This is a genomic window from Mycobacterium sp. Panama NTM2, from assembly GCF_054355555.1.
In genome coordinates, this window is the sequence record NZ_CM135953.1 from 598,270 (window position 1) to 618,828 (window position 20,559).

Here is a 20,559-nt window from a genome sequence, read left to right on the forward strand (position 1 = left end):
AGCAGTTCTAGCGCCAGTCGCGGAAGGCGTCCAGCAACCGGTCGCGAAACGGCGGGTCGACGTCGTCGTCGCAGAGCACGCTCAGGGTGCGCACCGTGGTGCGGAACTGTTGCAGATAGGTCAGGCAGCCGTCGCAGCCCGCCAGGTGCTGCTCGAATCGCGTCTGGGTGACGCCGTCGAGCGCGCCGTCGAAGTAGGCGGTGATCAACGCGACGAGCTCATAGCAGTCCATCGGTGCGGGCTCGCTCATGTCACGTCCCTCACGTAATCCTCGAGAACCTGCCGGATCGCCGTCCGCCCGCGGTGCAGCAGCACCCGCTGGTTGGCGAGCGTGATGCCGAGCAGCCGGCTCACCTCCGCGGAGTCGACGTCGAGCACGTCGCGCAGGGTGACCACGAGGCGTTGCCGCTCGGGCAGGGTGTCGAGTGCGTCGCGGGTCAACGCAAGCAACTCCGAGCTCAGCACCGAGCCCTCCGGTGACTCGGGGAACGGCACCGGTTCTTCCCCGTCGCGCCAGTGACCCGCCCAGCGCTCGTCGCGGTCGTGGAACCGGGCCGGGTGCACGGTTCCGTTCGTGTACGCGGCGATCTGGGCGTCGGACTCCCGACGGTCCCGCATGCCGCGTTTCTTGGCGATGTTGATCAGCACCGTGAACAGCCACGTGCGCAGAGAGGACCTGCCCTCGAAGCCGTCGATACCCTTGAGCAGCGCGATCCACGCCTCCTGCACGACGTCCTCAGCGACCTCGCGGGACGACACGTAGCCCTGCGCGATCCGCAGCATCGCCGGCGTGTGCCTGTCGACCAGCGCGGCGAACGTCGCCTCGTCACGCGCCCGCAGCGCCGCGACGATGGCAGCCTCGTCCGCGGAAGTGGCGGTCATGTCCGCGAGATCGTAACCCAGCACGTCACACCGGGGCGCCCTGAAGCACAGCGGCTCCCTTCGTCGACCGGTAGTGCCCGCCGGGCCCGCCGGCGTTACACGTCGGCGGTCACCGGCCCCCGTCGCGCATCGTCGGATCGGCCGACCGGATGCGGCCGCCGATCACGATGTTCGGCGTCCGGAAGTAGGCCCACCCCAGGGTCAGCACCGTTGCGGCGGCGGCCAGCGCCAGCGCGCTCTGCAGGTCGGGAAGGCCGGACAGGAACAGCACCACGATGCCCGCACCGGTGCCCGTCCAGTAGATGCGCCGCTTGACCGCTCGCCGATCCATGGTCGCGGTGTCCCAACCGGGCGCTGCGATACCGGCCAGCACCAACGCCGCGCCGACGATCAGCAGGATCTCGGAGAGCGTCATGGCAGCAGCAGCTGGAAGCCGTCGACGATCTCCGCGGAGTCGCGCACGTAGGTGGGGTTGGTCGCATCGGTGGTCTGCACCGTCAGCGTCGACAGGTAGGTGGCCGACGGTGTCCGCGCCACGACGGCATGCATGATGATGGGCCGCTGCGGTGCCGGCCCCATCGCGGGCGCGATGTATGTCGTTGTCTCCGAGGGCAGTCCGCAGGTGGTGTTGCTCTCGGTCTGCAGGTCGAAGGCGCCCATCATCGTGGTCAGGTTGGACCGGTTCTGTTCGAACACGATGTCGGGATCGGCGCTGCCGCGCACCGACTCCAGGGTCACCACCGCGTTGGGGGCGAACTGATCGGCGACGAGATCCTGTGCGACGATCGCGAACCGGATGATCTGGTTGTCCATCATCGTGTTGCGTTCCCACCCCTGCGGTTGCGGGACGCGCAGCTGTGGTTCGCGGGGATTCTTCTGCGGGATGTCGACCAGAGGCGCGGTGACGGTGATGCACTGCGCGTCATCGCCGGCTTCCGGGGCGGGCGCGGGTCCGGCGGCGGTCACCGCGGTACCGGTGATCTCCCGGCCGCAGCCGGTGAGCACCATCGCGGACGCCAGCAGCAGCGCTCCGGCCGATCGGGCGATCGTCACGTCACTGCCCTCCCAGCGTCGAGAGCAGGAACTCGTAGATCAGAGCGGCGCGGAACGCGATCTGCGGATTGTCCGACGCACCCGCGTGCCCGCCCTCCATGTTCTCGTAGTACCGCACGGGGTGGCCGGCCACCTCCAGCGCCGCGGTCATCTTCCTGGCGTGGCCCGGATGCACGCGGTCATCGCGGGTCGAGGTGGTGATCAGCACCGGCGGGTAGCGGCGCTCGGTCGAGATGTTCTGGTACGGAGAATATTTCGAGATGAAATCCCAATCCGCGGGATCGTCCGGGTCGCCGTACTCAGCGACCCAGGAGGCGCCGGCCAGCAACAGGTGGAACCGCTTCATGTCCAGCAGCGGCACGCTGCACACCAGGGCGCCGAACAGCTCCGGATACTGCGTCAGCATGATGCCCATCAGCAGCCCGCCGTTGCTGCCACCCTGTGCGCCGAGCCGGTCCACGGTCGTGATCCCGCGCGCGACCAGATCCCGTGCCACGGCTGCGAAGTCCTCGGCGACCAGGTGTCGGCCCTCGCGCATCGCCTGGGTGTGCCAGGTGGGGCCGTACTCACCGCCACCGCGGATGTTGGCCAGCACGTATGTGCCGCCCCGGGAGAGCCACAGCCGGCCCATCACACCGTCGTAGTACGGGGTGCGGGCCACCTCGAACCCGCCGTATCCGCCGAGCAGCGTAGGACCGGCGCTCTGCGTGTGGCGATGCCGCACGACGAAATACGGCACCGCGGTGCCGTCGTCGGACGTCGCGAAATACTGCTGCACCTCGAGATCGGCTGCGTCGAAGAACGACGGCGCCCGCTTGATCTCGGTGAGGGCGCCGCCGGCAGCCCCGTGCATCAATTGTGACGGTGTGACGAAACCTGAGCAGTCGCAGAAGATCTCGTCACCGAGGGGATCGACGGCGACCAGGGACACGGTGGTGTTGTCCGGCAGTCCGGCCACCGGTTCGTGCTCCCACGAGCCCGGCGTCACCACCTCGACGTGGCTGGCGACATCGGCGAGTGTGACGAGCACGAGACGGTCGCGGGTCCACCCGTAGTGGTGCAGGCTGGTGTGCCGGTCCGGGGTGAACACCGTACTCAATTCTGCGCTGCCGGAGAGGAATTCGTCGTAGTCGGCGGCCAGAAGGGAACCGGCGGGGTAGTGCTGGGTGCCCGTTCCGTAGCTGTAGTGCCAGTCGCTGCGCAGCTCGATCAACAGCCAGGTGCGGTGAACAGAGATGCTGGCGTCGGTCGGGGTGTCGATGCGGACCAGTTCGGCGCCGCGCAGCTCGTAGACCTCTTCGTTGAAGAAGTCCAGCGCGCGGCTGATCAGCGTGCGTTCGAACCCGGGCGTGCGATCCACCGACGCCGCGACCAGGACGTCGGCCGGGTCGCCCTCGAAGATCGTCACCGCCTCGTCCAGTGGTGTCCCGCGCGTCCAGCGCTTCACGATCCGCGGGTAGCCCGACTCGGTGAGTGACCCTTGCCCGAAGTCCGTGCCGACCAGCAGCGTGTCCTCGTCGGCCCAGGTGACCTGAGACTTCGCCTCGGCCAGCTCGAACCCGCCGTCGACGAAGGTGCGGGTCGTCATGTCGAACTCACGCACCACCGCCGCGTCCGACCCGCCCCGGGAGAGGCTGACCACTGCGCGCAGGTGGTCGGGTTCGATCACGTCTGCCCCGGCCCAGACCCAGTTCTGGCCGTCGGTGCGGGCGAGCTCGTCGACGTCGATGACGACGTCCCAGTCCGGCTTCTCCTGCCGGTAGCTCTCGAGCGTCGTGCGGCGCCACAGACCTTTCGGGTTGGTCGCATCGCGCCAGAAGTTGTAGAGGAACTCACCGCGCCGGCGCACATAGGGGATGCGGGTGTCGGTGTCGAGGACGTCGAGGGCATCGGCACGCATCTGCTCGAACCGTTCGCCGCCGAGTTCGGCGATCGTCGGATCGTTGTGCGCGCGCACCCACGCGAGTGCGTCGTCGCCGGTGATCTCCTCGAGCCAGAGGAACGGATCGTCCGTCTGCGGGGGGTTCGTCACGCCCCCATTCTGCGCACCGCCGTCGGCGGTGTTCGAATCGGCTGTGGGAATGGGTGGGGTCGGTACGATCACCCCAGCTGAGCATCGGGGGCCGCGGTGAACCACATCCGCCAGTGGTGGAGACAGCCGGACCGCTACGACTGGCTGGCCGGCTACCTCGCGTCCCGCCGGCTGCTGCGCATCTCCTCGGCGGTGATGGCCACGATCATGGCGGTGCTCGCCGTCGCGGTGGCGTTGACATCGCTCAGTCCCGCCGGCCCACACGGGGCCATGCGGGGGGTGGTGGCGGTGATCGCGGTAGGTTTCGCCGGTGTCGCCGTGGCCTACGCCCGGCGGTGGCCCACCCGGCGGCACTCGGCGGTGTTCGCGGTGTGCGGCTGTGCTGCTCTGGCGGTGGTCGCCGTGGCGCAGTCGGACCCGCATGCCGGGCTGCTGACCTGCTGGGCCTTCGTCGGGCTGGCGGCCTACGTCGCCTCCGCGCACAGCCCGCGTCTGCTCGCTCTCACCGTCGCCATCGCGCTCGGCACGGCGGCCGCGTGCGCGGTCCGGATGGGGGTGGCCGGCGACATGCCCTTGGGCGTGGCCACCCTGCTGATGTCGATGGGCGGCCTCTTGACGGTGCCGTTCGGTGGACACATCCTGACGCGACTGCTGTGGAACGATGCCGTCTCGACCGACCCGCTGACCGGGTTGACCAACCGGCGAGGGTTCCGGCGGGCGGCGCAGGCCCTGATCACCGACGCGGCCCGGCGCGGCTCGGGGAGCTTCAGCGTGGTGATGATCGACCTCGACGGGTTCAAGCGGATCAACGACACCCTCGGCCATGCGATCGGCGACCGGGTGCTCGTCGACGTGGCCGCCAGACTGCGTGACGCGTGCGGCTCGGGGGCCATCGCGGCACGGGTGGGCGGGGAGGAGTTCGTGGTCGCCCAGACGTGCCCGCCGCGCGAGATGGACCTGCTCGCCCGGCGGCTCTGCTCTGCCATCGCGTCGAACGCGTGGCACGTCACCGCGAGCCTCGGGGTCGCCGGGGTCTCCCGGGTATCAGGGGTCGTCGCGCACGACACCGCTGCTGACGCCCGCACGCTGATCGAGCGCGTCATCGCGGCCGCCGACATGGCGATGTACGAGGCGAAACGGGCCGGCGGCAACCAGATTCGCATCTCCGATGCCGCCTGAGCCCGTCGCGTCCTAGCTGAGGTGGTGCACCTCCTGCAGGCCGTACACCGGCGTGGGCAGGCCTTCGTAGCGGGCCTTGAGCTGCAGCGCCAGATACAGCGAGTAGTGCCGGGACTGATGCAGGTTGCCGCCGTGGAACCACAGGTTGGGCTGCTGCGTGGGCTTCCACATGTTGCGCTGCTCGCCCTCCCACGGCCCGGGGTCCTTCGGGGTGTCACTGCCCAGACCCCACACCTTGCCGACCTTGTCGGCGACGTCCTGGCCGATCAGATCCGCCGCCCAGCCGTTCATCGAGCCGTAGCCCGTCGCGTAGACCACGACCTGGGCGGGAAGCTCGGTGCCGTCGGCGAGCACCACCGAGTCCTCGGTCAGATGGTCGACCTGGCCGTGCGCCAGCTTGATTCGCCCGTCGGCGACCATGTCGCAGGCGCCGACGTCGATGTAGTAGCCGGAGCCGCGCCGCAGATACTTCATGAACAGCCCGGAACCGTCGGCGCCCCAATCCAATTCGAACCCGGCGGCTTCGAGCCGGTCGTAGAACTCCTTGTCGCGCTCCCGCATCTGGTCGTACAGCGGGATCTGGAACTCATGCATGATCCGGTACGGCAGTGAGGCGAACGTCAGGTCGGCCTTCTCGGTCGTCATCCCCGCGGCCAGTGCCCGCTCGGAGTACAGGTCGCCCAGGCCGATGTCCATCAGGGTGTCGGACTTGACGATGTGGGTCGACGACCGCTGCACCATCGTGACGTCGACGCCGTTCTCGTAGAGCGCCTTGCAGATGTCGTGGGCGGAGTTGTTCGACCCGATGACGACGGCCTTCTTGCCGGCGTAGGCGTCGGGGCCGGGGTGCTGCGACGAGTGGTGCTGATCGCCGCGGAACACGTCCTGGCCGGGCAGCGTCGGCACATACGGCTTGCCCGACATCCCGGTGGCGAGCACCAGCTGGGTCGGGTGCAGGGTCAGTCGCTCGCCGTTGCGGTCCACCTCGACGGTCCAGCGGCCCTCGGCGTCGTCGAATGTGGCGGACAGGCACGTCGTCTTCGACCAGTAGGGCACCTCCATCACGCGGGTGTAGAACTCCAGCCAGTCGCCGATCTTGTCCTTGGGTGCGAACACCGGCCAGTTCTGCGGGAACGGCAGGTAGGGCAGGTGGTCGTACCAGACCGGATCGTGCAGGCACAGCGACTTGTAGCGCTTGCGCCACTGATCGCCGGGTCGCTCGTGTTTGTCGACGACGATCGCCGGCACACCGAGTTGACGCAACCGTGCGCCGAGGGCGATGCCGCCCTGACCGCCGCCGATCACCAGCGTGTACGGCTGGATCGTGCGGCCCAGCTCAGCGTCCTCGGCCGCCTTCTTCTCCGCCCAGGAGCGGGGATCGGGGTCGTCGCCGTGCACGGCACCGAGGACGCGTGTGGCGCCCTTGCGCTCTTCGTGGCCCTTGAGTTCCTGCAGCGCGGTGAGCAGGGTCCAGGCCTTGTCTTCGCCTGCGTCGTCCTTGATCCGCAGATGCCCGGTGCCGCGTCCGGCGGCGGTCTCGAACTGGATGAACGCGGAGACGACGTCCCCGTCCTGGGTGGGTTCCTCTCGCGTCGCGAATCCCGACGGGTCGGTCTCGGCGAGACGGGCGGTCAGCATGTCGGTGATCTGGTCGCGGCCCTCCAGGGTCTTGAGATTCCAGGTAAAGGACACCAGGTCACGCCAGAAGCCGTCGACGGCGAACATGCCGGCGGCGCGTTCGATGTCGCGGACGGCCAGCGCCGCCTCGAAGTCGGCCAGCCAGGCGTCGACGCGCTGCTGCGGGGTCAGGGTGGTGGTTCGGGGGTCGAGAGTGGAAGTCATGTGAGCCAGACCACACCTGTGTCATGGCCGGGCACAAGAGTTGCGAAGCGTTGCAACCCCCGCGCTTCCTCCACCCCCGCTTCATACGCCCAAACCAACGCTTGGGTCACGACACGCCGCGTTTTCTCGCCCAAACCGACGTTTGGGCGTCGTGCAACCCCCTGCAACTCTTTCGACGTGTGGCCGCCGTCACATAGAACTGGCCGCATGAAAGCAGCTGTCTACTACGGCCCCAACAAGCTCGAGATCGACGACGTCGCCGAACCCGAGGTCCGCCCCGGCACCGTCAAGCTGCAGGTCGGCTTCAACGGCATCTGCGGCACCGACCTGCACGAGTACTACGCCGGCCCGATCTTCGTGCCCACCTCGCCGCACCCGCTGACCGGCGCGCAGCTCCCGCTGACCATGGGCCACGAGTTCTCCGGCACCATCACCGCCGTCGGCGAGGGCGTGACCGGATGGGCCGAGGGCGACCGCGTCGCCGTCGAACCGATCTACAAGTGCGACCACTGCGGACCCTGCCGCGCCGGCAACTACAACGTCTGCCAGCAGATCGGCTTCCACGGCTTGATGTCCGACGGCGGCATGGCCGAGTCGACCGTCGTACCCACGTCGATGTTGCACCGGCTGCCGGACAGCGTCTCGTTGGAGCTGGGCGCCCTCGTCGAGCCGATGTCGGTGGCCTATCACGCCGCCACCCTCGGCGACGTCAAGGACGGTGACTCCGCGATGGTGTTCGGCGCCGGGCCGATCGGCATCGGTCTGTGGTTCGCGTTGCGCGGCAAGGGTCTCGAAGACGTCTTCGTCGTCGAGCCGTCGCCGACACGGCGCGCGGCCATCGAGGCACTCGGGGCGCAGACCCTCGATCCGACGACGACCGACGTTCCCGCGTTCATCGCCGAGCACACCTCCGGTGCGGGCGCCGACGCCGTGTTCGACGCCGCCGGGGTGGCGCCCGCGGTGAGTACCGCGCTGGCGTGCGTCGGCTCCCGGCGACCGATGGTCAGTGTCGCGATCTACGAAAAGCCCCTCGAGACGCCGCTTCTCAACCTCGTGATGAACGAGTCCCGCATCCAGGGCTCGCTCTGCTACACCGGCGCGGACTTCGAAGCGGTGATCGCGCTGATGGCCGACGGTCGCTACGACACCACCGGCTGGGTGACCCGTATTCCGTTGGACGACGTCGTCGACGAGGGATTCGAGGCACTCCATGCCGGCACCAAGATGAAGGTCCTCGTCGACCCGAACGGAGGGAACTGACATGGCAATCACCGGAAAAGTCGCACTGGTGACCGGTGCCGGCCGCGGCATCGGACGGGGGATCGCGCTGCGGTTGGCACGCGACGGCGCCGACGTGGCGCTGGTCGACGTCACGGCTGACGGCATCGCGGCCGTCGCTGATGAGATCGCCGAGATCGGCTCCAAGGCAACCACATTCGTCGCGGACGTGAGCGATCGCGACCAGGTGTTCGCGGCCGTCGACCACACGGCGAGCGCGCTCGGCGGCCTGGACATCATGGTCAACAACGCCGGCATCGCGCTGGTCGGACCCATCACGGACGTCACACCCGACGAGCTCGAGAAGCTCTGGGCCATCAACGTCGACGGCGTGCTCTGGGGGATCCAAGCCGCGGTCGCGCACTTCACGGCCAACGGCAAGCCAGGCAAGATCATCAATGCGTCCTCGATCGCCGGCCACGATGGCTTCGCGATGCTCGGCCCCTACAGCGCGACCAAGTTCGCGGTCCGGGCGCTGACCCAGGCCGCGGCCAAGGAGCACGCCGCCGACGGCATCACCGTCAACGCGTACTGCCCCGGGGTGGTCGGCACCGACATGTGGGTGGAGATCGACAAGCGCTTCGCCGAACTGACCGGCGCCGCCGAGGGCGAGACCTACGACAAGTTCGTCGGCGGCATCGCGCTCGGGCGCGCCGAGACACCCGACGACGTCGCCGGCTTCGTGTCCTACCTCGCCGGCCCCGACGCCGACTACATGACCGGCCAGGCCGGGCTGATCGACGGCGGCCTGGTCTACCGCTGAGATGGGGAGCACAATCGCAGGTGATGCAGTCCGTGCCTGAACCCGCCGTCGCCGTCGGGGAGGATCCGCGCAGCTACGCGCGGTTGATGTCGGCTGTCTACGACGCGACGATGGCCGGACATCGCGCGCCGGCCCGCCCTCGTGAGGTGATCGGCGACTCCTGGCAGCGACTGATGGCCAGCGGTGTGGAACCGAGCGACACCCCGGTCGTGGAAACCGGCGGCCTGGAGGCGCTGCGCCGCGCGTCGGGACTGATGGACGTACTCGACGAGATCTCGCACGGCCTCGAGTCGTTGGTCGCCGAGGGCGAGAACATCCTCGTCGTCGCCGACGCAACCGGGCGGGTGCTGTGGCGCTCCGGGTCGCCGTCGGTGCTCAGCAACGCCGACCGGCTCGGGTTCGTCGAGGGCGCGCACTGGGGTGAAGGTGCCGTCGGCACCAACGCGATCGGCACCGCGCTCGCCGCGCAGCGGGCCGTCCAGGTGTTCTCCGCCGAGCATTTTCTGCGCAGCCACCACTCCTGGACCTGTGCGGGAGCGCCGATCCGCGACCCCCGCACCGGCCAGGTGCTCGGCGTCGTCGACGTCTCGGGTCCGGCGGCCACCGTCCACCCGACCACGATCGCGCTCGTCGACGCCGTCGCCAGGCTCGCCGAATCGCACCTGCGCTCCGAGCACGACCGGACGTTGAACCGGCTGCGCTCGGTGGCCGCGCCGATTCTGGCCCGCATGGGCGCCCCGGCGCTGGCCGTGGACACCGAGGGCTGGGTCGCTGCGGTCGACGCGATGCCGCTGCACAACCGCATCCTGCTGCCGGACCAGATGGGGCCAGGGCGGGTGTGGCTGGCGACGTTGGGTTTGTGCGCGGTCGAGCCGCTGCCCGGCGGGTGGCTGGTGCGCCTGGCCGACAGCGACGACGACTCGGCGGCCGCGCACGTCTCGCAGGTGACGCTGGACTTCGCCGATCCGGACAAGCCGGGGCTGCGCATGGTCGGGGAGTTCGGCAGCTGGCGTCACGACCTGTCGCTGCGGCATGCCGAGATCCTCTGCGCGCTGGCCCGTTCTCCGCAGGGCCGCACCGCGCCGGAACTCGCCGAGGACCTCTACGGCGACCGCACCCGCGTGGTCACCGTGCGTGCCGAGATGTCGCGGTTGCGCAAACAGTTCTCCGGGCTGCTGGCCGCGCAGCCCTACCGTTTCGCGTCGTCGGTGGGGCTGACGGTCTGCTATCCCGCCGACCGGCGCATGCTGCTGCCGCCGTCGATCGCACCGGCCATCAGAGCCGCGCGACTGGAGGAAGATGGTTGACGTGCCCGCACCGAATCGAGCCCTCATCACCGCTGCCGCAGCCGACCTGCTGCGCACGCTGCAGGACCGCCACGGGGCGTTGATGTTCCACCAGTCCGGCGGCTGCTGCGACGGGTCGTCGCCGATGTGCTACCCCGACGGCGACTTCGTCGTCGGCGACCGCGATGTCCTTCTGGCGATCTTCGACGTGGGCGACGGGGTCCCGGTGTGGATCTCCGGGCCGCAGTTCGACGCGTGGAAGCACACGCAGTTGGTGATCGACGTGGTGCCCGGCCGCGGCGGCGGGTTCAGTCTCGAAGCGCCAGAAGGCAAGCGGTTCCTGTCGCGTGGCCGTGCGTTCACCGACGACGAGCTGGCCGCACTCGCGGACGAGCCGGTGGTCACCGGGGCGTCCTACGAACGAGGTGAGCGGCCGTCGGCGCACGGCACGCTGGTCGTCGCCGAGGCGGTCGACGCCTGCCCGGTGCCGCTGCGCTAGGGCACAGCTGGTGTGCATCCAGGTCGCTTCAGAGCGCGAATTAGCGCTCTGAGTGCACACCACAGTCCCCCGCGCGCCTGACCCGCAACGCGCCGCGCCGGCGTTACCGTCGCAGACGTGATCCCGCTGCCCCGCGCGTCGGTGCTGGCCGGGGTGATGCTCATCGGCGTCGCCCTCGGAGTCGCCGGTGCCCTGTTCGTCGCGGGCGAGGTCTCCACCACCCTGAAGCCCGCGGCCGTCGTCGCGCTCGCGGTCGGCATCCCGAGCCTCCTCGGCACGCTGACGATCCTGGTGTCCGGCCGGCGCTGGGCCACCGCCGTCGGTGCGCTGGTGGTGGCCATCGGACCCGGTTGCCTCGGCGCGCTGACGGCAGTCCAGGTGGCCGCCGGTGTCTGAGCAGCTCGTCGCCGAACACCTCAGCCGGTGGAAATTCGCACTGGTCACGGTCACGGTGTGGGCGGTCGCGGGTGCCGCCGGTGCAGGCCTCTATCACTGGTGGGCCCAGTCCCCGGACAAGGCCGTTCCGGTGTTCGCGGTGCTCGTCTACCTCGTCGCCAGCATCGTCGGAAGCCTCCTGACGGCGCTGGTGCAGGACCGCCCCGCGGTCACCGCGCTGGCCATCGCGTTCATGTCGGCACCGTTGGCCGCGGCCATGGGTGCTGCGCTGTTGCGCGGCCACTAGGGTGTAAAGGCGTGACCCACTATGACGTCGTCGTTCTCGGAGCCGGCCCCGGCGGGTACGTCGCGGCTATCCGCGCCGCTCAGCTCGGACTCAACACTGCCATCGTCGAACCCAAGTACTGGGGCGGCGTCTGCCTGAACGTCGGGTGCATCCCGTCGAAGGCGTTGCTGCGCAACGCCGAGCTGGCACACATGTTCACCAAGGAAGCCAAGACGTTCGGCATCAGCGGTGACGTCAGCTTCGACTACGGCGCCGCGTTCGACCGCAGCCGCAAGGTCGCCGACGGCCGGGTCGCCGGTGTGCACTTCCTGATGAAGAAGAACAAGATCACCGAGATCCACGGGTACGGCAAGTTCACAGACGACCACACGATCGTCGTCGACCTCAACGAGGGTGACACCGAGACGGTCACGTTCGACAACGCGATCATCGCGACCGGCGCCCACACCAAGCTGGTCCCGGGTACGGAACTCAGCAAGAACGTCATCACCTACGAAGAGCAGATCATGGAGCGCGATCTGCCCGGCTCGATCGTCATCGCCGGTGCCGGCGCGATCGGCATGGAGTTCGCGTACGTGATGAAGAACTACGGCGTCGACGTCACGATCGTCGAGTTCCTGCCCCGCGCGCTGCCGAACGAGGACGCCGAGGTGTCCAAGGAGATCGAGAAGCAGTACAAGAAGCTGGGCGTCAAGATCCTCACCGGCACCAAGGTCGAGTCGATCAACGATGACGGCTCGACGGTCACGGTCAAGATCAGCAAGGACGGCAAGGAAGACGAGCTCAAGACCGACAAGGTCATGCAGGCCATCGGCTTCGTGCCCAACGTCGACGGCTACGACCTGAAGAAGGCCGGCGTCGAGCTGACCGACCGCGGCGGCATCGGCATCGACGACTACATGCGCACCAACAAGCCGCACATCTACGCGATCGGTGACGTCACCGGCAAGCTGCAGCTCGCTCACGTGGCCGAGGCGATGGGCGTCGTCGCCGCCGAGACCATCGCCGGCGCGGAGACGCTGGCGCTCGGTGACTACCGGATGATGCCCCGCGCGACGTTCTGTCAGCCGCAGGTCGCCAGCTTCGGGCTGACCGAGCAGCAGGCCAAGGACGAGGGCCATGACATCGTGGTCGCGAAGTTCCCGTTCACCGCCAACGGCAAAGCCCACGGCCTGGCCGATCCGACCGGCTTCGTCAAGCTGATCGCGGACAAGAAGTACGGCGAACTGCTCGGTGGCCACCTGATCGGTCCCGACGTCTCCGAACTGCTGCCCGAGCTCACTCTGGCGCAGAAGTGGGATCTGACCGCCAATGAGCTCGCCCGCAACGTACACACCCACCCGACCCTGTCCGAAGCGCTGCAAGAGTGCTTCCACGGTCTGGTCGGCCACATGATCAACTTCTAATTGAGGGCGATCTGGATCGCCGGTATCGGCGGGTTGGTCATCGGCCACATGCTGTGGCTGGCGGGCATCTCGGCGGCCATCGCGTCGTCTGATGTGCCGACCTGGGTGCTGGTCGTGGCGGCGGTGTCGTTCCTCGTCGCGATCGTGTCCGGGTACCTCGGCTGGCGTCAGTGGCAGAAGAAGTCGCGCACAGCCGAGGCGTGGGCGGTGTTCTGCTGGGCGCTGCCGGTGTCGCCGTTGTTGTTCTCGCTGGCTGTCTTGGGCGTGACGTACTTGTAGCCGTCCACTCGGTGCCATGATGTGCCGGTGGGGGATGGCGGTGTCAGGGCTTTGCTGCGTCAGTGGTGGCATCAACGGGATGACTACGACTGGCGCATCGACTTCCTGCGTACGCGTGCCCTGCTGCCGATCCTGCGGTACCTGATCGCCGGCATCGGCGCGGTGCTCGGGCTTCTCAGCGCGATCAACGCGGTGGCACCGCCGATGGCCGACAGTGCCCTCGTCCGCGTGGGTTGGGCGGTGGTCTCGCTCGGTTCGCTGGTGTGGGCGGTGCGCTGGGCGATGCGGCCCTGGCCGACGCTGCGCGAATCGACCGCGCTGTTGACCTACGTCGACATCCTCATCACCCTGTCGACACTGCTGTTCGGCGACCCCAATCTGGCGATGTCGGGCATGCCGCTGCTGTTGTGCGCCGGCGCGTACGTGGTGTTCTTCCACGGCCCGCGACTGCACCTCGTGCACATCGGCTGGTGTGTGCTGGCCGTGGGTGGAGTCGCGGTGTGGCTGGCCGCCGACACTGCGGTCGGCGGTGTGCAGGTCGCGGTGTCGCGGGCCGTCATCGCGCTGGTCGTGACCGCGTGCATCCTGCCTGCGCTGCAGTTCGGTTTCTGGTTGCTGCAGGGCAGTTCGAAGCAATCGTTGACCGATCCGCTGACGGAGCTGACGAACAGGCGTGGGCTGTCCGTGGCGATGAAGCAACTCAACGAGCGCGCACCGGCCGGCGCGGACCTGTGTGCGTTGCTGATCGACGTCGACGGGTTCAAGGCGGTCAACGACACCCTTGGTCACGCGGTCGGCGACGAAGTGCTGATCCGGATCGCCCGCAGGATCCGCCAGAGCGTGCGAAGTGATGCGGTCGTCGTGCGGTGGGGCGGCGAAGAATTCCTCGTGGTCGACCGGATACCGGCGGCTCAGGCAGGGACGGTGGCCGAGCGGGTGCGCGCGGCGGTGGCGGCGCCCGCACAACCGACCGTGACGGCGAGCATCGGGGTCGCGGCCACCACGGCCTCGGGGGCCACGGGCACCGATCTGATCGACGTGATCTCTGCGGCGGACGCCGCGATGTACGAGGCGAAGGCCCGTGGCGGTGACCGGATCGCGATCGCGGCCGCAGTCTCAGCCCTGCACCGTTGAGGCGAAGAACTCCACCAGCCCCTGCGGTGCCCTGGCGTCGAGGAGGATGTCCAGCGTCGCCCACGAATCCCGCGCCGATTCCCTGCTGCGCGAGAACATCTCGGTCTCGTACGCCGCGACGGTCGCGGTGATGTCGCCGGGTCGTTCGGCAAGTGCCACACCGAGCGCGGCGGCGTCGTACATGGCGGTGTTCGCGCCTTCTCCGCCGGGAACGGTCAGATGCGCCGCGTCACCGAGCAGCGTCACCCCGGGCGACGGCGGCCAGCGATGGTCGTCAGGGAGCGCGTAGATCGGCCGGCGCACCGGCGCGGTGTCGGCCTCGGTGATCAACGCCCGCAAAGGTGTTGCCCACCCGTCGAATTCGGCTGCGACGCGGTCGATCAACCGCGTCGTCTCGAACCACTCGACCGGTCGCCGCAGCGCGACGTAGACGTGTAGCACTCCGCCGGCCTCGCGGTGGGCGATGATGCCACACTCGGGCGCCACCGCGTACATCGCGCCGGCCCCCACCAGCGCCGCAGCGCCCGGGTGGCGGGTATCGGCGTCGTACAGGTAGGTCTCGACGAAGGTGACCCCCGAATACGTCGGCGCCGCATCGGACAGAAGTGGGCGGACCTTCGACCATGCGCCGTCGGCGCCCACGAGAAGTGTTGTGGTGAGCTGTTTTCCGTTGGTGAACAGCACGTCGTGGCGACCGTCACCGCGCGGGTGGATGCGGTCCACCTTGTGTCCCCACTGCACGGTGTGCTCGGGCAGCGACTCGAGGAGGATCCGACGCAGCTCGCCACGCAGCACTTCGGGGCGACCGCCGGTGCCGTCATCGGCCTGCTCGAACAGCACGGAACCGTCGCAGCCGACGATTCGCGCCGCCTCGGCGCCCTGGTGGATGATCGACCCGAATTCCCGCGTCAGCCCCGCCACCTCGAGTGCGAATTGGCCTGTGCCCCGGTGCAAATCGAGTTGTCCGCCTTGGCTGCGACTCTGTGGCGCCGGTTCGGCTTCGTACACCGTTGCCTCGACGCCGTGAACATGCAGCACCCGGGCGAGGGTGAGGCCGCCCACGCCCGCGCCGATGATGGTGATCGAGGTGTCCATCTGGTGCTCCGCTCGTCATGGAACGACGTTCCAACCTAACGCCAGCTTGGAACGACGTTCCAGAAATGTCAAGATTAGCCATGTCGCCCCGTACGTCCCGCCGGCCTGAGGCGTTGACGACCGACCGCATCGTTGCCGCCGCCGTGGAAATCCTCGATCACGACGGGGAATCCGCCCTCACCTTCCGTGCGCTCGCCGCGCGCCTGAAGACCGGCGCCGGCGCCATCTACTGGCACGTCGCCGACAAAGACGCCCTGCTCGGTGCCGCGACGGAGAGCGTCATCGCCGCTGCACTTCCCGACTCAGGGCTCGTTGACCCCCCGGACGTCGGGATCCGCGCTGTCGCGCTCGGCATCTTCGACGCCGTCGACGCTCATCCCTGGGTGGGCGCGCACCTGGTCCGGCAGCCGTGGCAGCCTGCGATGGTCGAGATCTACGAGCGGGTGGGCCGGCACCTCACCGCCCTCGGCGTCGCCGACGAGGCGCTGTTCCACGCCGGCTCGACCCTGGTCAGCTTCGTTCTCGGCGTGGCCGGACAGAACGCCGCCAACGCCCGTCAGCGGCCGCCCGGCGCCGACCGGGCCGCGCTTCTCGACGACATGGCGCAGCGATGGCAGCGCTACGACGCGCAGCGGTATCCGGTGGTGCACCGGATGGCCGCACAGCTGCGTGACCACGACGATCGCGAGCAGTTCCTGGCCGGCATCGACATCCTGCTCGCAGGACTCGCGCCGCCGGGCGGCTAGTCCGGGAAGTCCAGTGGCACACCCAGTGTGGTGATGGTCGCCGCCAGGCCGTCGTATTGCGCTGTGAGCACACAGAATTCGATGAGCTGGGCGGGTGTGTAGTAGCGGGCCAACGCCTGCCATGTCTGGGGTGACACGCCCCGCGTGACGACGAACTCGTCGGTGGCGGTGAGCAGGGTTCGTTCCCGGTCGGTGAGGCCGTCGGCGTCGGGACCGGCGAAGATCGCCGCCTGGGTCGCGGCATCGACACCGCGGGTGCGCGCCAGCCGGCGATGCTGCTGCAGCTCGTACTCGCAGTCGCGCAGATGCCCCACGCGCAGGATCACGAACTCGGCGTCGCGCCGTGAGAGCTTGCCCGCGCCCAGCAGATACCCCGAGAGCGGCAACCAGACGAGGAACAGCGTGCGATGACGGCCCAGCACGTTCATCAGGCTGAACCGCGGTCGGCGGATGCCGCGCGCGCCGACCTTGGCGATCGTCCAGTTGATGGGGCCGAGTTCCTTGAACCCTCCGGGGGAGATGCGTTCGCTCATGACTGCCTCACCAGGTACGGGGACACCGTCGAGCGGTGTTCGTCGATGTCGAGTGCGCGGCCGAGCGCGGGGAAGGCCCGCTGCGGGCAGTTGTCCCGCTCGCAGACGCGGCATCCCGCCCCGATGGGCGTCGCTGAAACCTTGGGGTCACCACTGAGGTCGAGGCCTTCCGAGTAGACCAGCCGATGCGCGTGCCGCAGTTCGCAGCCCAGGCCGATCGCGAACGTCTTACCCGGCTGACCATAGCGCGAGGCGCGCCGCTCCACCGTGCGCGCCACCCACATGTAGGCCCGGCCGTCGGGCATCTCGGCGATCTGAACACTGATCTTGCCGGGGTAGGCGAACGTCTCGTAGACGTTCCACAGGGGGCACGTGCCACCGCTGGACGAGAAATGAAAACCGGTGGCGGACTGACGCTTTGACATGTTGCCTGCGCGGTCGACACGCACGAACGAAAACGGCACGCCGCGCATCGAGGGTCGCTGCAGCGTCGACAGGCGGTGGCAGATCGTTTCGTAACTCGTCGAGTAGTAGGCAGACAGCCTCTCGACGTCGTAGCGGAAGCTCTCGGCGATCTCGTGGAACTGGGCATAGGGGAGCACGGTCGCGGCTGCGAAGTAGTTGGCCAATCCGAGGCGGGCCAGTCTGCGGGATTCGTCGCTGGTGAAGTGGCCCTCGTCGGTCAGCTTGTCGATCAGCGCGCCGTACTCGAGGTAGGCGAGCTCGGCGGCCATCCGGAACACCCGCTGCCCCATCGACAGATGCGCGGTGATCTCGAGTGTCTTGGTGGCGGGATCGAAGCGGTGAAGCACACCTTCGCCGAGGTCTTGTCGGCGGATGATGCGCACGCCGTGCACGAAGCGCAGCCTGTCGGAGAGGTCGCCGGCCAGCTCACCGCGTTGCACTCGCATCCCAGCCGTCAGCTCCTCGGCCGCGGTGTCGAGCTCGTGGAGGTAGTTCTGCCGCTGGTAGAAGTAGTCGCGCACTTCTTCGTGCGGCATCGAGATCGATCCCGTGCCACTGGCCCCCGGGTTGACGCTCGCGACGTTGAACCGGCCCTCGGTGGCCGCGGCCAGCTGGGTCGTGGTCAGTTGGTAGCGACGGTGCAGGTTCACCATGGCGCGAGCGAGATCGGGGTGGGCGCCGACCATCTCGGCGACCTCGGCTGTGCCCACGTCGACGTCGAGGTCACGGTCCATCAGCACTTCGCGCAGCTCGGCGATCAGACGGGTGTCGTCCTGGGAGGCGAAGAACGTCGCGTCGACGCCGAACACCTCGGTGATGCGCAGCAGCACGGCGACGGTCAGAGGCCGCACGTCGTGCTCTATCTGGTTCAGGTAGCTGGGAGAGATGTCGAGCATCTGGGCCAGGGCCGCCTGACTGAACCCCCGCTCGCTGCGCAGTTGACGCACCCGTGCTCCGACGTATGTCTTGGCCACGTCGAACCAGCGTAGCGGGCTGCTAACACGGTATTCGCAGAATTTGCACGACGGACCTGTGTGGCATCATCAGGTTCCGTGACCTTGGCCAAGACGCTGATGCCGGTGCCCGACGGGCACCCCGACGTGTTCGACATCGAGTGGCCGCTGCGCGTGGCCGACGTCGATCGTGAGGGCCGGCTGAAGTTCGACGCGGCGACCAGGCACATCCAGGACATCGGCACCGATCAGCTGCGCGAGATGGGCTTCGAGGAGACCCACCCGCTGTGGATCGTCCGCCGCACCATGATCGACATGATCGAGCCGATCGTGTTCAAGGACATCCTGCGGCTGCGCCGCTGGTGCTCGGGAACCTCGAATCGGTGGTGCGAGATGCGGGTGCGCATCGAGGGGCGCAAGGGCGGGCTCGTCGAATCCGAGGCGTTCTGGATCAACATCAACCGGGAGACCCAGGGGCCGGCGCGCATCGCCGACGACTTCATCGAGGGGCTGCGCCGCACGACCAGCGAGGGCCGGCTGCGGTGGAAGGCGTACTTGAGTGCGGGGTCGCGCGAGGACGCCGAGCTCGTCCGCGATTACCCGGTGCGGGTCAGCGACATCGACATCTTCGACCACATGAACAACTCCGTGTACTGGTCGGTGGTCGAGGACTATCTGCACGCGCACCCCGAGTTGATGCGCGTGCCGCTGCGCGTGACCATCGAGCACGACCTGCCGGTGGCCCTCGGCGACAAGCTGGAGATCCTGCAGCACACATATCCGGCCGGATCGACCGAGAAGTTCGGTCCTGAGCTCACCGATCGGAGTGTTACAACGCTCACATATGCGGTCGGCGACGAGGTCAAAGCGGTCGCGGCGATCTTCCCGCTCTGAATCGCTCCACCAAACAGTACGGGCGTACTGACCTGCGACGATCGTTTACCAGCCGGTAACTTCTGAACCGGTTCAGCACAGGTATGCCTTCGCAATCTTCGCAAGCTCGGCCCGGGTGTTGGCGAAACTTTACAAGCGAAACGGGTGGACCTGCGGTTATGCCGTGATGCATCCTCGTCTCAGCAGTCCGGTGAAGACGCTGGAACGTTAACAACCGTTTGAAGGAGTGGGTCACCTCATGACCAAGTCGACCGTGGGCACGCCGAAGTCCCCCGAACAGATCCAGCACGACTGGGACCACAACCCCCGCTGGAAGGGCATCACCCGCACCTACACCCCCAAGGATGTCGTCGCCCTGCAGGGCACCGTCGTCGAAGAGGCGACGCTGGCCCGCCGCGGTGCCGAGGTGCTGTGGGAGCAGCTGCACGAGATGGACTTCGTGAACTCGCTCGGCGCCCTGACCGGCAACATGGCCGTGCAGCAGGTGCGCGCGGGACTCAAGGCCATCTACCTGTCCGGGTGGCAGGTCGCCGGTGACGCCAACCTCTCCGGCCACACCTACCCCGACCAGAGCCTCTACCCGGCCAACTCGGTGCCGCAGGTCATCCGCCGCATCAACAACGCGCTGCTGCGCGCCGACGAGATCGCCAAGGTCGAGGGTGACACCTCGGTCGAGAATTGGCTCGCCCCGATCGTCGCCGACGGTGAAGCCGGCTTCGGTGGTGCGCTGAACGTCTACGAGCTGCAGAAGGCGATGATCGCCGCCGGTGTCGCCGGGTCGCACTGGGAGGACCAGCTGGCCTCGGAGAAGAAGTGCGGCCACCTCGGTGGCAAGGTGCTGATCCCGACCCAGCAGCACATCCGCACCCTGACCTCGGCCCGTCTGGCCGCCGACGTCGCCGACGTCCCGACCGTCGTCATCGCCCGTACCGATGCCGAGGCCGCGACGCTGATCACCTCCGATGTCGACGAGCGCGACCAGCCGTTCATCACCGGTGACCGCACCGCCGAGGGCTTCTACCGGGTCAAGAACGGCCTCGAGCCCTGCATCGCGCGCGCCAAGGCCTACGCGCCGTACTCCGACCTCATCTGGATGGAGACCGGCACGCCGGACCTGGAGCTGGCCAAGAAGTTCGCCGAGGGCGTCAAGAGCGAGTTCCCCGACCAGATGCTGGCCTACAACTGCTCGCCGTCGTTCAACTGGAAGCAGCACCTCGACGACGACACGATCGCCAAGTTCCAGCGTGAGCTGGGCGCGATGGGCTTCAAGTTCCAGTTCATCACCCTGGCCGGCTTCCACGCCCTGAACTACTCGATGTTCGACCTGGCCTACGGCTACGCCCGTGAGCAGATGAAGGCATACGTCGATCTGCAGGAGCGCGAGTTCGCCGCCGAGGAGCGTGGCTACACCGCGACCAAGCACCAGCGCGAGGTCGGCGCCGGCTACTTCGACCGGATCGCCACCACTGTGGACCCGACCAGCTCGACCACCGCGCTCGCCGGCTCCACCGAAGAAGGCCAGTTCCACTAGGCCTGCCCCGCGAGCGCGCGTGTCAGC

The 20,559-nt window shown here is 68.2% G+C and carries 22 protein-coding genes; 13 read left to right on the forward strand and 9 right to left on the reverse strand.

Annotation, left to right across the window (positions count from 1 at the left end):
• Nucleotides 1-7 precede the first annotated feature (7 nt).
• The 5 genes from ACXYX3_RS02880 to ACXYX3_RS02900 all read right to left on the reverse strand — a co-directional run bounded on the left by ACXYX3_RS02880 (nucleotide 8) and on the right by ACXYX3_RS02900 (nucleotide 3,967).
• Nucleotides 8-250, reverse strand: coding sequence for an anti-sigma factor family protein (locus ACXYX3_RS02880; RefSeq protein ID WP_241206554.1), 243 nt, complete (start codon nucleotides 248-250; stop codon nucleotides 8-10).
• Nucleotides 247-882, reverse strand: a complete 636-nt coding sequence (locus ACXYX3_RS02885) for an RNA polymerase sigma factor (RefSeq protein WP_241206553.1) — start codon at nucleotides 880-882, stop codon at nucleotides 247-249. Before ACXYX3_RS02885 ends, ACXYX3_RS02880 begins: the two co-directional genes overlap by 4 nt.
• Nucleotides 883-991: 109 nt before the next feature.
• A complete protein-coding gene (locus ACXYX3_RS02890) occupies nucleotides 992-1,297 on the reverse strand; it encodes a hypothetical protein (protein ID WP_458610079.1) in 306 nt (101 codons plus the stop codon).
• The gene (locus ACXYX3_RS02895) at nucleotides 1,294-1,935 is read right to left on the reverse strand and encodes an LpqN/LpqT family lipoprotein (RefSeq protein ID WP_458610080.1); all 642 of its coding nucleotides are present in this window, start codon (nucleotides 1,933-1,935) and stop codon (nucleotides 1,294-1,296) included. Before ACXYX3_RS02895 ends, ACXYX3_RS02890 begins: the two co-directional genes overlap by 4 nt.
• A 1-nt stretch (nucleotide 1,936) precedes the next feature.
• A complete protein-coding gene (locus ACXYX3_RS02900) occupies nucleotides 1,937-3,967 on the reverse strand; it encodes a prolyl oligopeptidase family serine peptidase (RefSeq protein WP_458610081.1) in 2,031 nt (676 codons plus the stop codon).
• Between the two features lie 96 nt (nucleotides 3,968-4,063).
• Here ACXYX3_RS02900 and ACXYX3_RS02905 point away from each other — a divergent pair, with 96 nt between their 5' ends.
• Nucleotides 4,064-5,146: a GGDEF domain-containing protein gene (locus tag ACXYX3_RS02905; RefSeq protein ID WP_458610082.1), complete on the forward strand. Its 1,083-nt coding sequence runs from the start codon at nucleotides 4,064-4,066 to the stop codon at nucleotides 5,144-5,146.
• Between the two features lie 12 nt (nucleotides 5,147-5,158).
• Here the strand turns inward: ACXYX3_RS02905 and ACXYX3_RS02910 are convergent, their stop codons facing one another.
• Nucleotides 5,159-6,988: an NAD(P)-binding domain-containing protein gene (locus ACXYX3_RS02910; RefSeq protein ID WP_458610083.1), complete on the reverse strand. Its 1,830-nt coding sequence runs from the start codon at nucleotides 6,986-6,988 to the stop codon at nucleotides 5,159-5,161.
• Between the two features lie 207 nt (nucleotides 6,989-7,195).
• On the opposite strand from ACXYX3_RS02910, the gene ACXYX3_RS02915 reads away from it, so the two are divergent.
• From ACXYX3_RS02915 to ACXYX3_RS02955, 9 genes are all read left to right on the forward strand, one after another.
• Complete coding sequence (locus tag ACXYX3_RS02915) at nucleotides 7,196-8,248, forward strand: 2,3-butanediol dehydrogenase (protein WP_241206547.1); 1,053 nt, start codon at nucleotides 7,196-7,198, stop codon at nucleotides 8,246-8,248.
• Between the two features lies 1 nt (nucleotide 8,249).
• The gene (locus ACXYX3_RS02920; protein ID WP_458610084.1) at nucleotides 8,250-9,029 is read left to right on the forward strand and encodes an acetoin reductase; all 780 of its coding nucleotides are present in this window, start codon (nucleotides 8,250-8,252) and stop codon (nucleotides 9,027-9,029) included.
• A 23-nt stretch (nucleotides 9,030-9,052) separates the two neighbouring features.
• Entirely contained in the window at nucleotides 9,053-10,336 is a 1,284-nt protein-coding gene (locus tag ACXYX3_RS02925; RefSeq protein ID WP_458610085.1) for a helix-turn-helix domain-containing protein, read from the forward strand.
• A 1-nt stretch (nucleotide 10,337) separates the two neighbouring features.
• Nucleotides 10,338-10,814 carry a DUF779 domain-containing protein gene (locus tag ACXYX3_RS02930; protein WP_458610086.1) on the forward strand — a complete coding sequence of 159 codons (477 nt, stop codon included), beginning with the start codon at nucleotides 10,338-10,340 and terminating at the stop codon, nucleotides 10,812-10,814.
• Nucleotides 10,815-10,931: 117 nt separating this feature from the next.
• The gene (locus ACXYX3_RS02935; protein WP_241206543.1) at nucleotides 10,932-11,210 is read left to right on the forward strand and encodes a putative holin; all 279 of its coding nucleotides are present in this window, start codon (nucleotides 10,932-10,934) and stop codon (nucleotides 11,208-11,210) included.
• Nucleotides 11,203-11,496, forward strand: coding sequence for a hypothetical protein (locus tag ACXYX3_RS02940; protein WP_241206542.1), 294 nt, complete (start codon nucleotides 11,203-11,205; stop codon nucleotides 11,494-11,496). The genes ACXYX3_RS02935 and ACXYX3_RS02940 overlap by 8 nt, the downstream gene beginning before the upstream one ends.
• Nucleotides 11,497-11,507: 11 nt before the next feature.
• Complete coding sequence (gene lpdA / locus ACXYX3_RS02945; RefSeq protein ID WP_458610087.1) at nucleotides 11,508-12,902, forward strand: dihydrolipoyl dehydrogenase; 1,395 nt, start codon at nucleotides 11,508-11,510, stop codon at nucleotides 12,900-12,902.
• A complete protein-coding gene (locus ACXYX3_RS02950; protein ID WP_241206540.1) occupies nucleotides 12,903-13,181 on the forward strand; it encodes a hypothetical protein in 279 nt (92 codons plus the stop codon).
• A 27-nt stretch (nucleotides 13,182-13,208) separates the two neighbouring features.
• Nucleotides 13,209-14,315, forward strand: coding sequence for a GGDEF domain-containing protein (locus ACXYX3_RS02955; protein ID WP_458610088.1), 1,107 nt, complete (start codon nucleotides 13,209-13,211; stop codon nucleotides 14,313-14,315).
• Here ACXYX3_RS02955 and ACXYX3_RS02960 read toward each other — a convergent pair.
• Nucleotides 14,298-15,410 carry an FAD-dependent oxidoreductase gene (locus tag ACXYX3_RS02960; RefSeq protein WP_458610089.1) on the reverse strand — a complete coding sequence of 371 codons (1,113 nt, stop codon included), beginning with the start codon at nucleotides 15,408-15,410 and terminating at the stop codon, nucleotides 14,298-14,300. The genes ACXYX3_RS02955 and ACXYX3_RS02960 overlap by 18 nt on opposite strands.
• Before the next feature lie 80 nt (nucleotides 15,411-15,490).
• On the opposite strand from ACXYX3_RS02960, the gene ACXYX3_RS02965 reads away from it, so the two are divergent.
• Complete coding sequence (locus tag ACXYX3_RS02965) at nucleotides 15,491-16,156, forward strand: TetR/AcrR family transcriptional regulator (RefSeq protein ID WP_241206537.1); 666 nt, start codon at nucleotides 15,491-15,493, stop codon at nucleotides 16,154-16,156.
• Here the strand turns inward: ACXYX3_RS02965 and ACXYX3_RS02970 are convergent.
• Together ACXYX3_RS02970 and ramB are read right to left on the reverse strand one after the other, a co-directional pair.
• Nucleotides 16,153-16,689, reverse strand: a complete 537-nt coding sequence (locus ACXYX3_RS02970; protein WP_458610090.1) for a carboxymuconolactone decarboxylase family protein — start codon at nucleotides 16,687-16,689, stop codon at nucleotides 16,153-16,155. The genes ACXYX3_RS02965 and ACXYX3_RS02970 overlap by 4 nt on opposite strands.
• Nucleotides 16,686-18,128 carry an acetate metabolism transcriptional regulator RamB gene (ramB, locus tag ACXYX3_RS02975; RefSeq protein WP_241206535.1) on the reverse strand — a complete coding sequence of 481 codons (1,443 nt, stop codon included), beginning with the start codon at nucleotides 18,126-18,128 and terminating at the stop codon, nucleotides 16,686-16,688. The genes ACXYX3_RS02970 and ramB overlap by 4 nt, the downstream gene beginning before the upstream one ends.
• Before the next feature lie 78 nt (nucleotides 18,129-18,206).
• Here ramB and ACXYX3_RS02980 point away from each other — a divergent pair, with 78 nt between their 5' ends.
• On the forward strand, nucleotides 18,207-19,001 hold the full coding sequence (locus ACXYX3_RS02980; RefSeq protein ID WP_241206534.1) for an acyl-[acyl-carrier-protein] thioesterase: 795 nt from the start codon (nucleotides 18,207-18,209) through the stop codon (nucleotides 18,999-19,001).
• Nucleotides 19,002-19,239: 238 nt separating this feature from the next.
• Nucleotides 19,240-20,532, forward strand: coding sequence for an isocitrate lyase (gene aceA / locus ACXYX3_RS02985; protein WP_458610091.1), 1,293 nt, complete (start codon nucleotides 19,240-19,242; stop codon nucleotides 20,530-20,532).
• Nucleotides 20,533-20,559: the final 27 nt, after the last annotated feature.

What these genes read in the sequence shown, in the direction of transcription:
- ACXYX3_RS02880 (WP_241206554.1), bottom strand. Translation starts at nt 250, where the DNA reads ATGAGCGAGCCCGCACCGATGGACTGCTATGAGCTCGTCGCGTTGATC.
- ACXYX3_RS02885 (WP_241206553.1), bottom strand. Translation starts at nt 882, where the DNA reads ATGACCGCCACTTCCGCGGACGAGGCTGCCATCGTCGCGGCGCTGCGG.
- ACXYX3_RS02890 (WP_458610079.1), bottom strand. Translation starts at nt 1,297, where the DNA reads ATGACGCTCTCCGAGATCCTGCTGATCGTCGGCGCGGCGTTGGTGCTG.
- ACXYX3_RS02910 (WP_458610083.1), bottom strand. Translation starts at nt 6,988, where the DNA reads ATGACTTCCACTCTCGACCCCCGAACCACCACCCTGACCCCGCAGCAG.
- ACXYX3_RS02915 (WP_241206547.1), top strand. Translation starts at nt 7,196, where the DNA reads ATGAAAGCAGCTGTCTACTACGGCCCCAACAAGCTCGAGATCGACGAC.
- ACXYX3_RS02920 (WP_458610084.1), top strand. Translation starts at nt 8,250, where the DNA reads ATGGCAATCACCGGAAAAGTCGCACTGGTGACCGGTGCCGGCCGCGGC.
- ACXYX3_RS02925 (WP_458610085.1), top strand. Translation starts at nt 9,053, where the DNA reads ATGCAGTCCGTGCCTGAACCCGCCGTCGCCGTCGGGGAGGATCCGCGC.
- ACXYX3_RS02960 (WP_458610089.1), bottom strand. Translation starts at nt 15,410, where the DNA reads ATGGACACCTCGATCACCATCATCGGCGCGGGCGTGGGCGGCCTCACC.
- ACXYX3_RS02965 (WP_241206537.1), top strand. Translation starts at nt 15,491, where the DNA reads ATGTCGCCCCGTACGTCCCGCCGGCCTGAGGCGTTGACGACCGACCGC.
- ACXYX3_RS02970 (WP_458610090.1), bottom strand. Translation starts at nt 16,689, where the DNA reads ATGAGCGAACGCATCTCCCCCGGAGGGTTCAAGGAACTCGGCCCCATC.
- aceA (WP_458610091.1), top strand. Translation starts at nt 19,240, where the DNA reads ATGACCAAGTCGACCGTGGGCACGCCGAAGTCCCCCGAACAGATCCAG.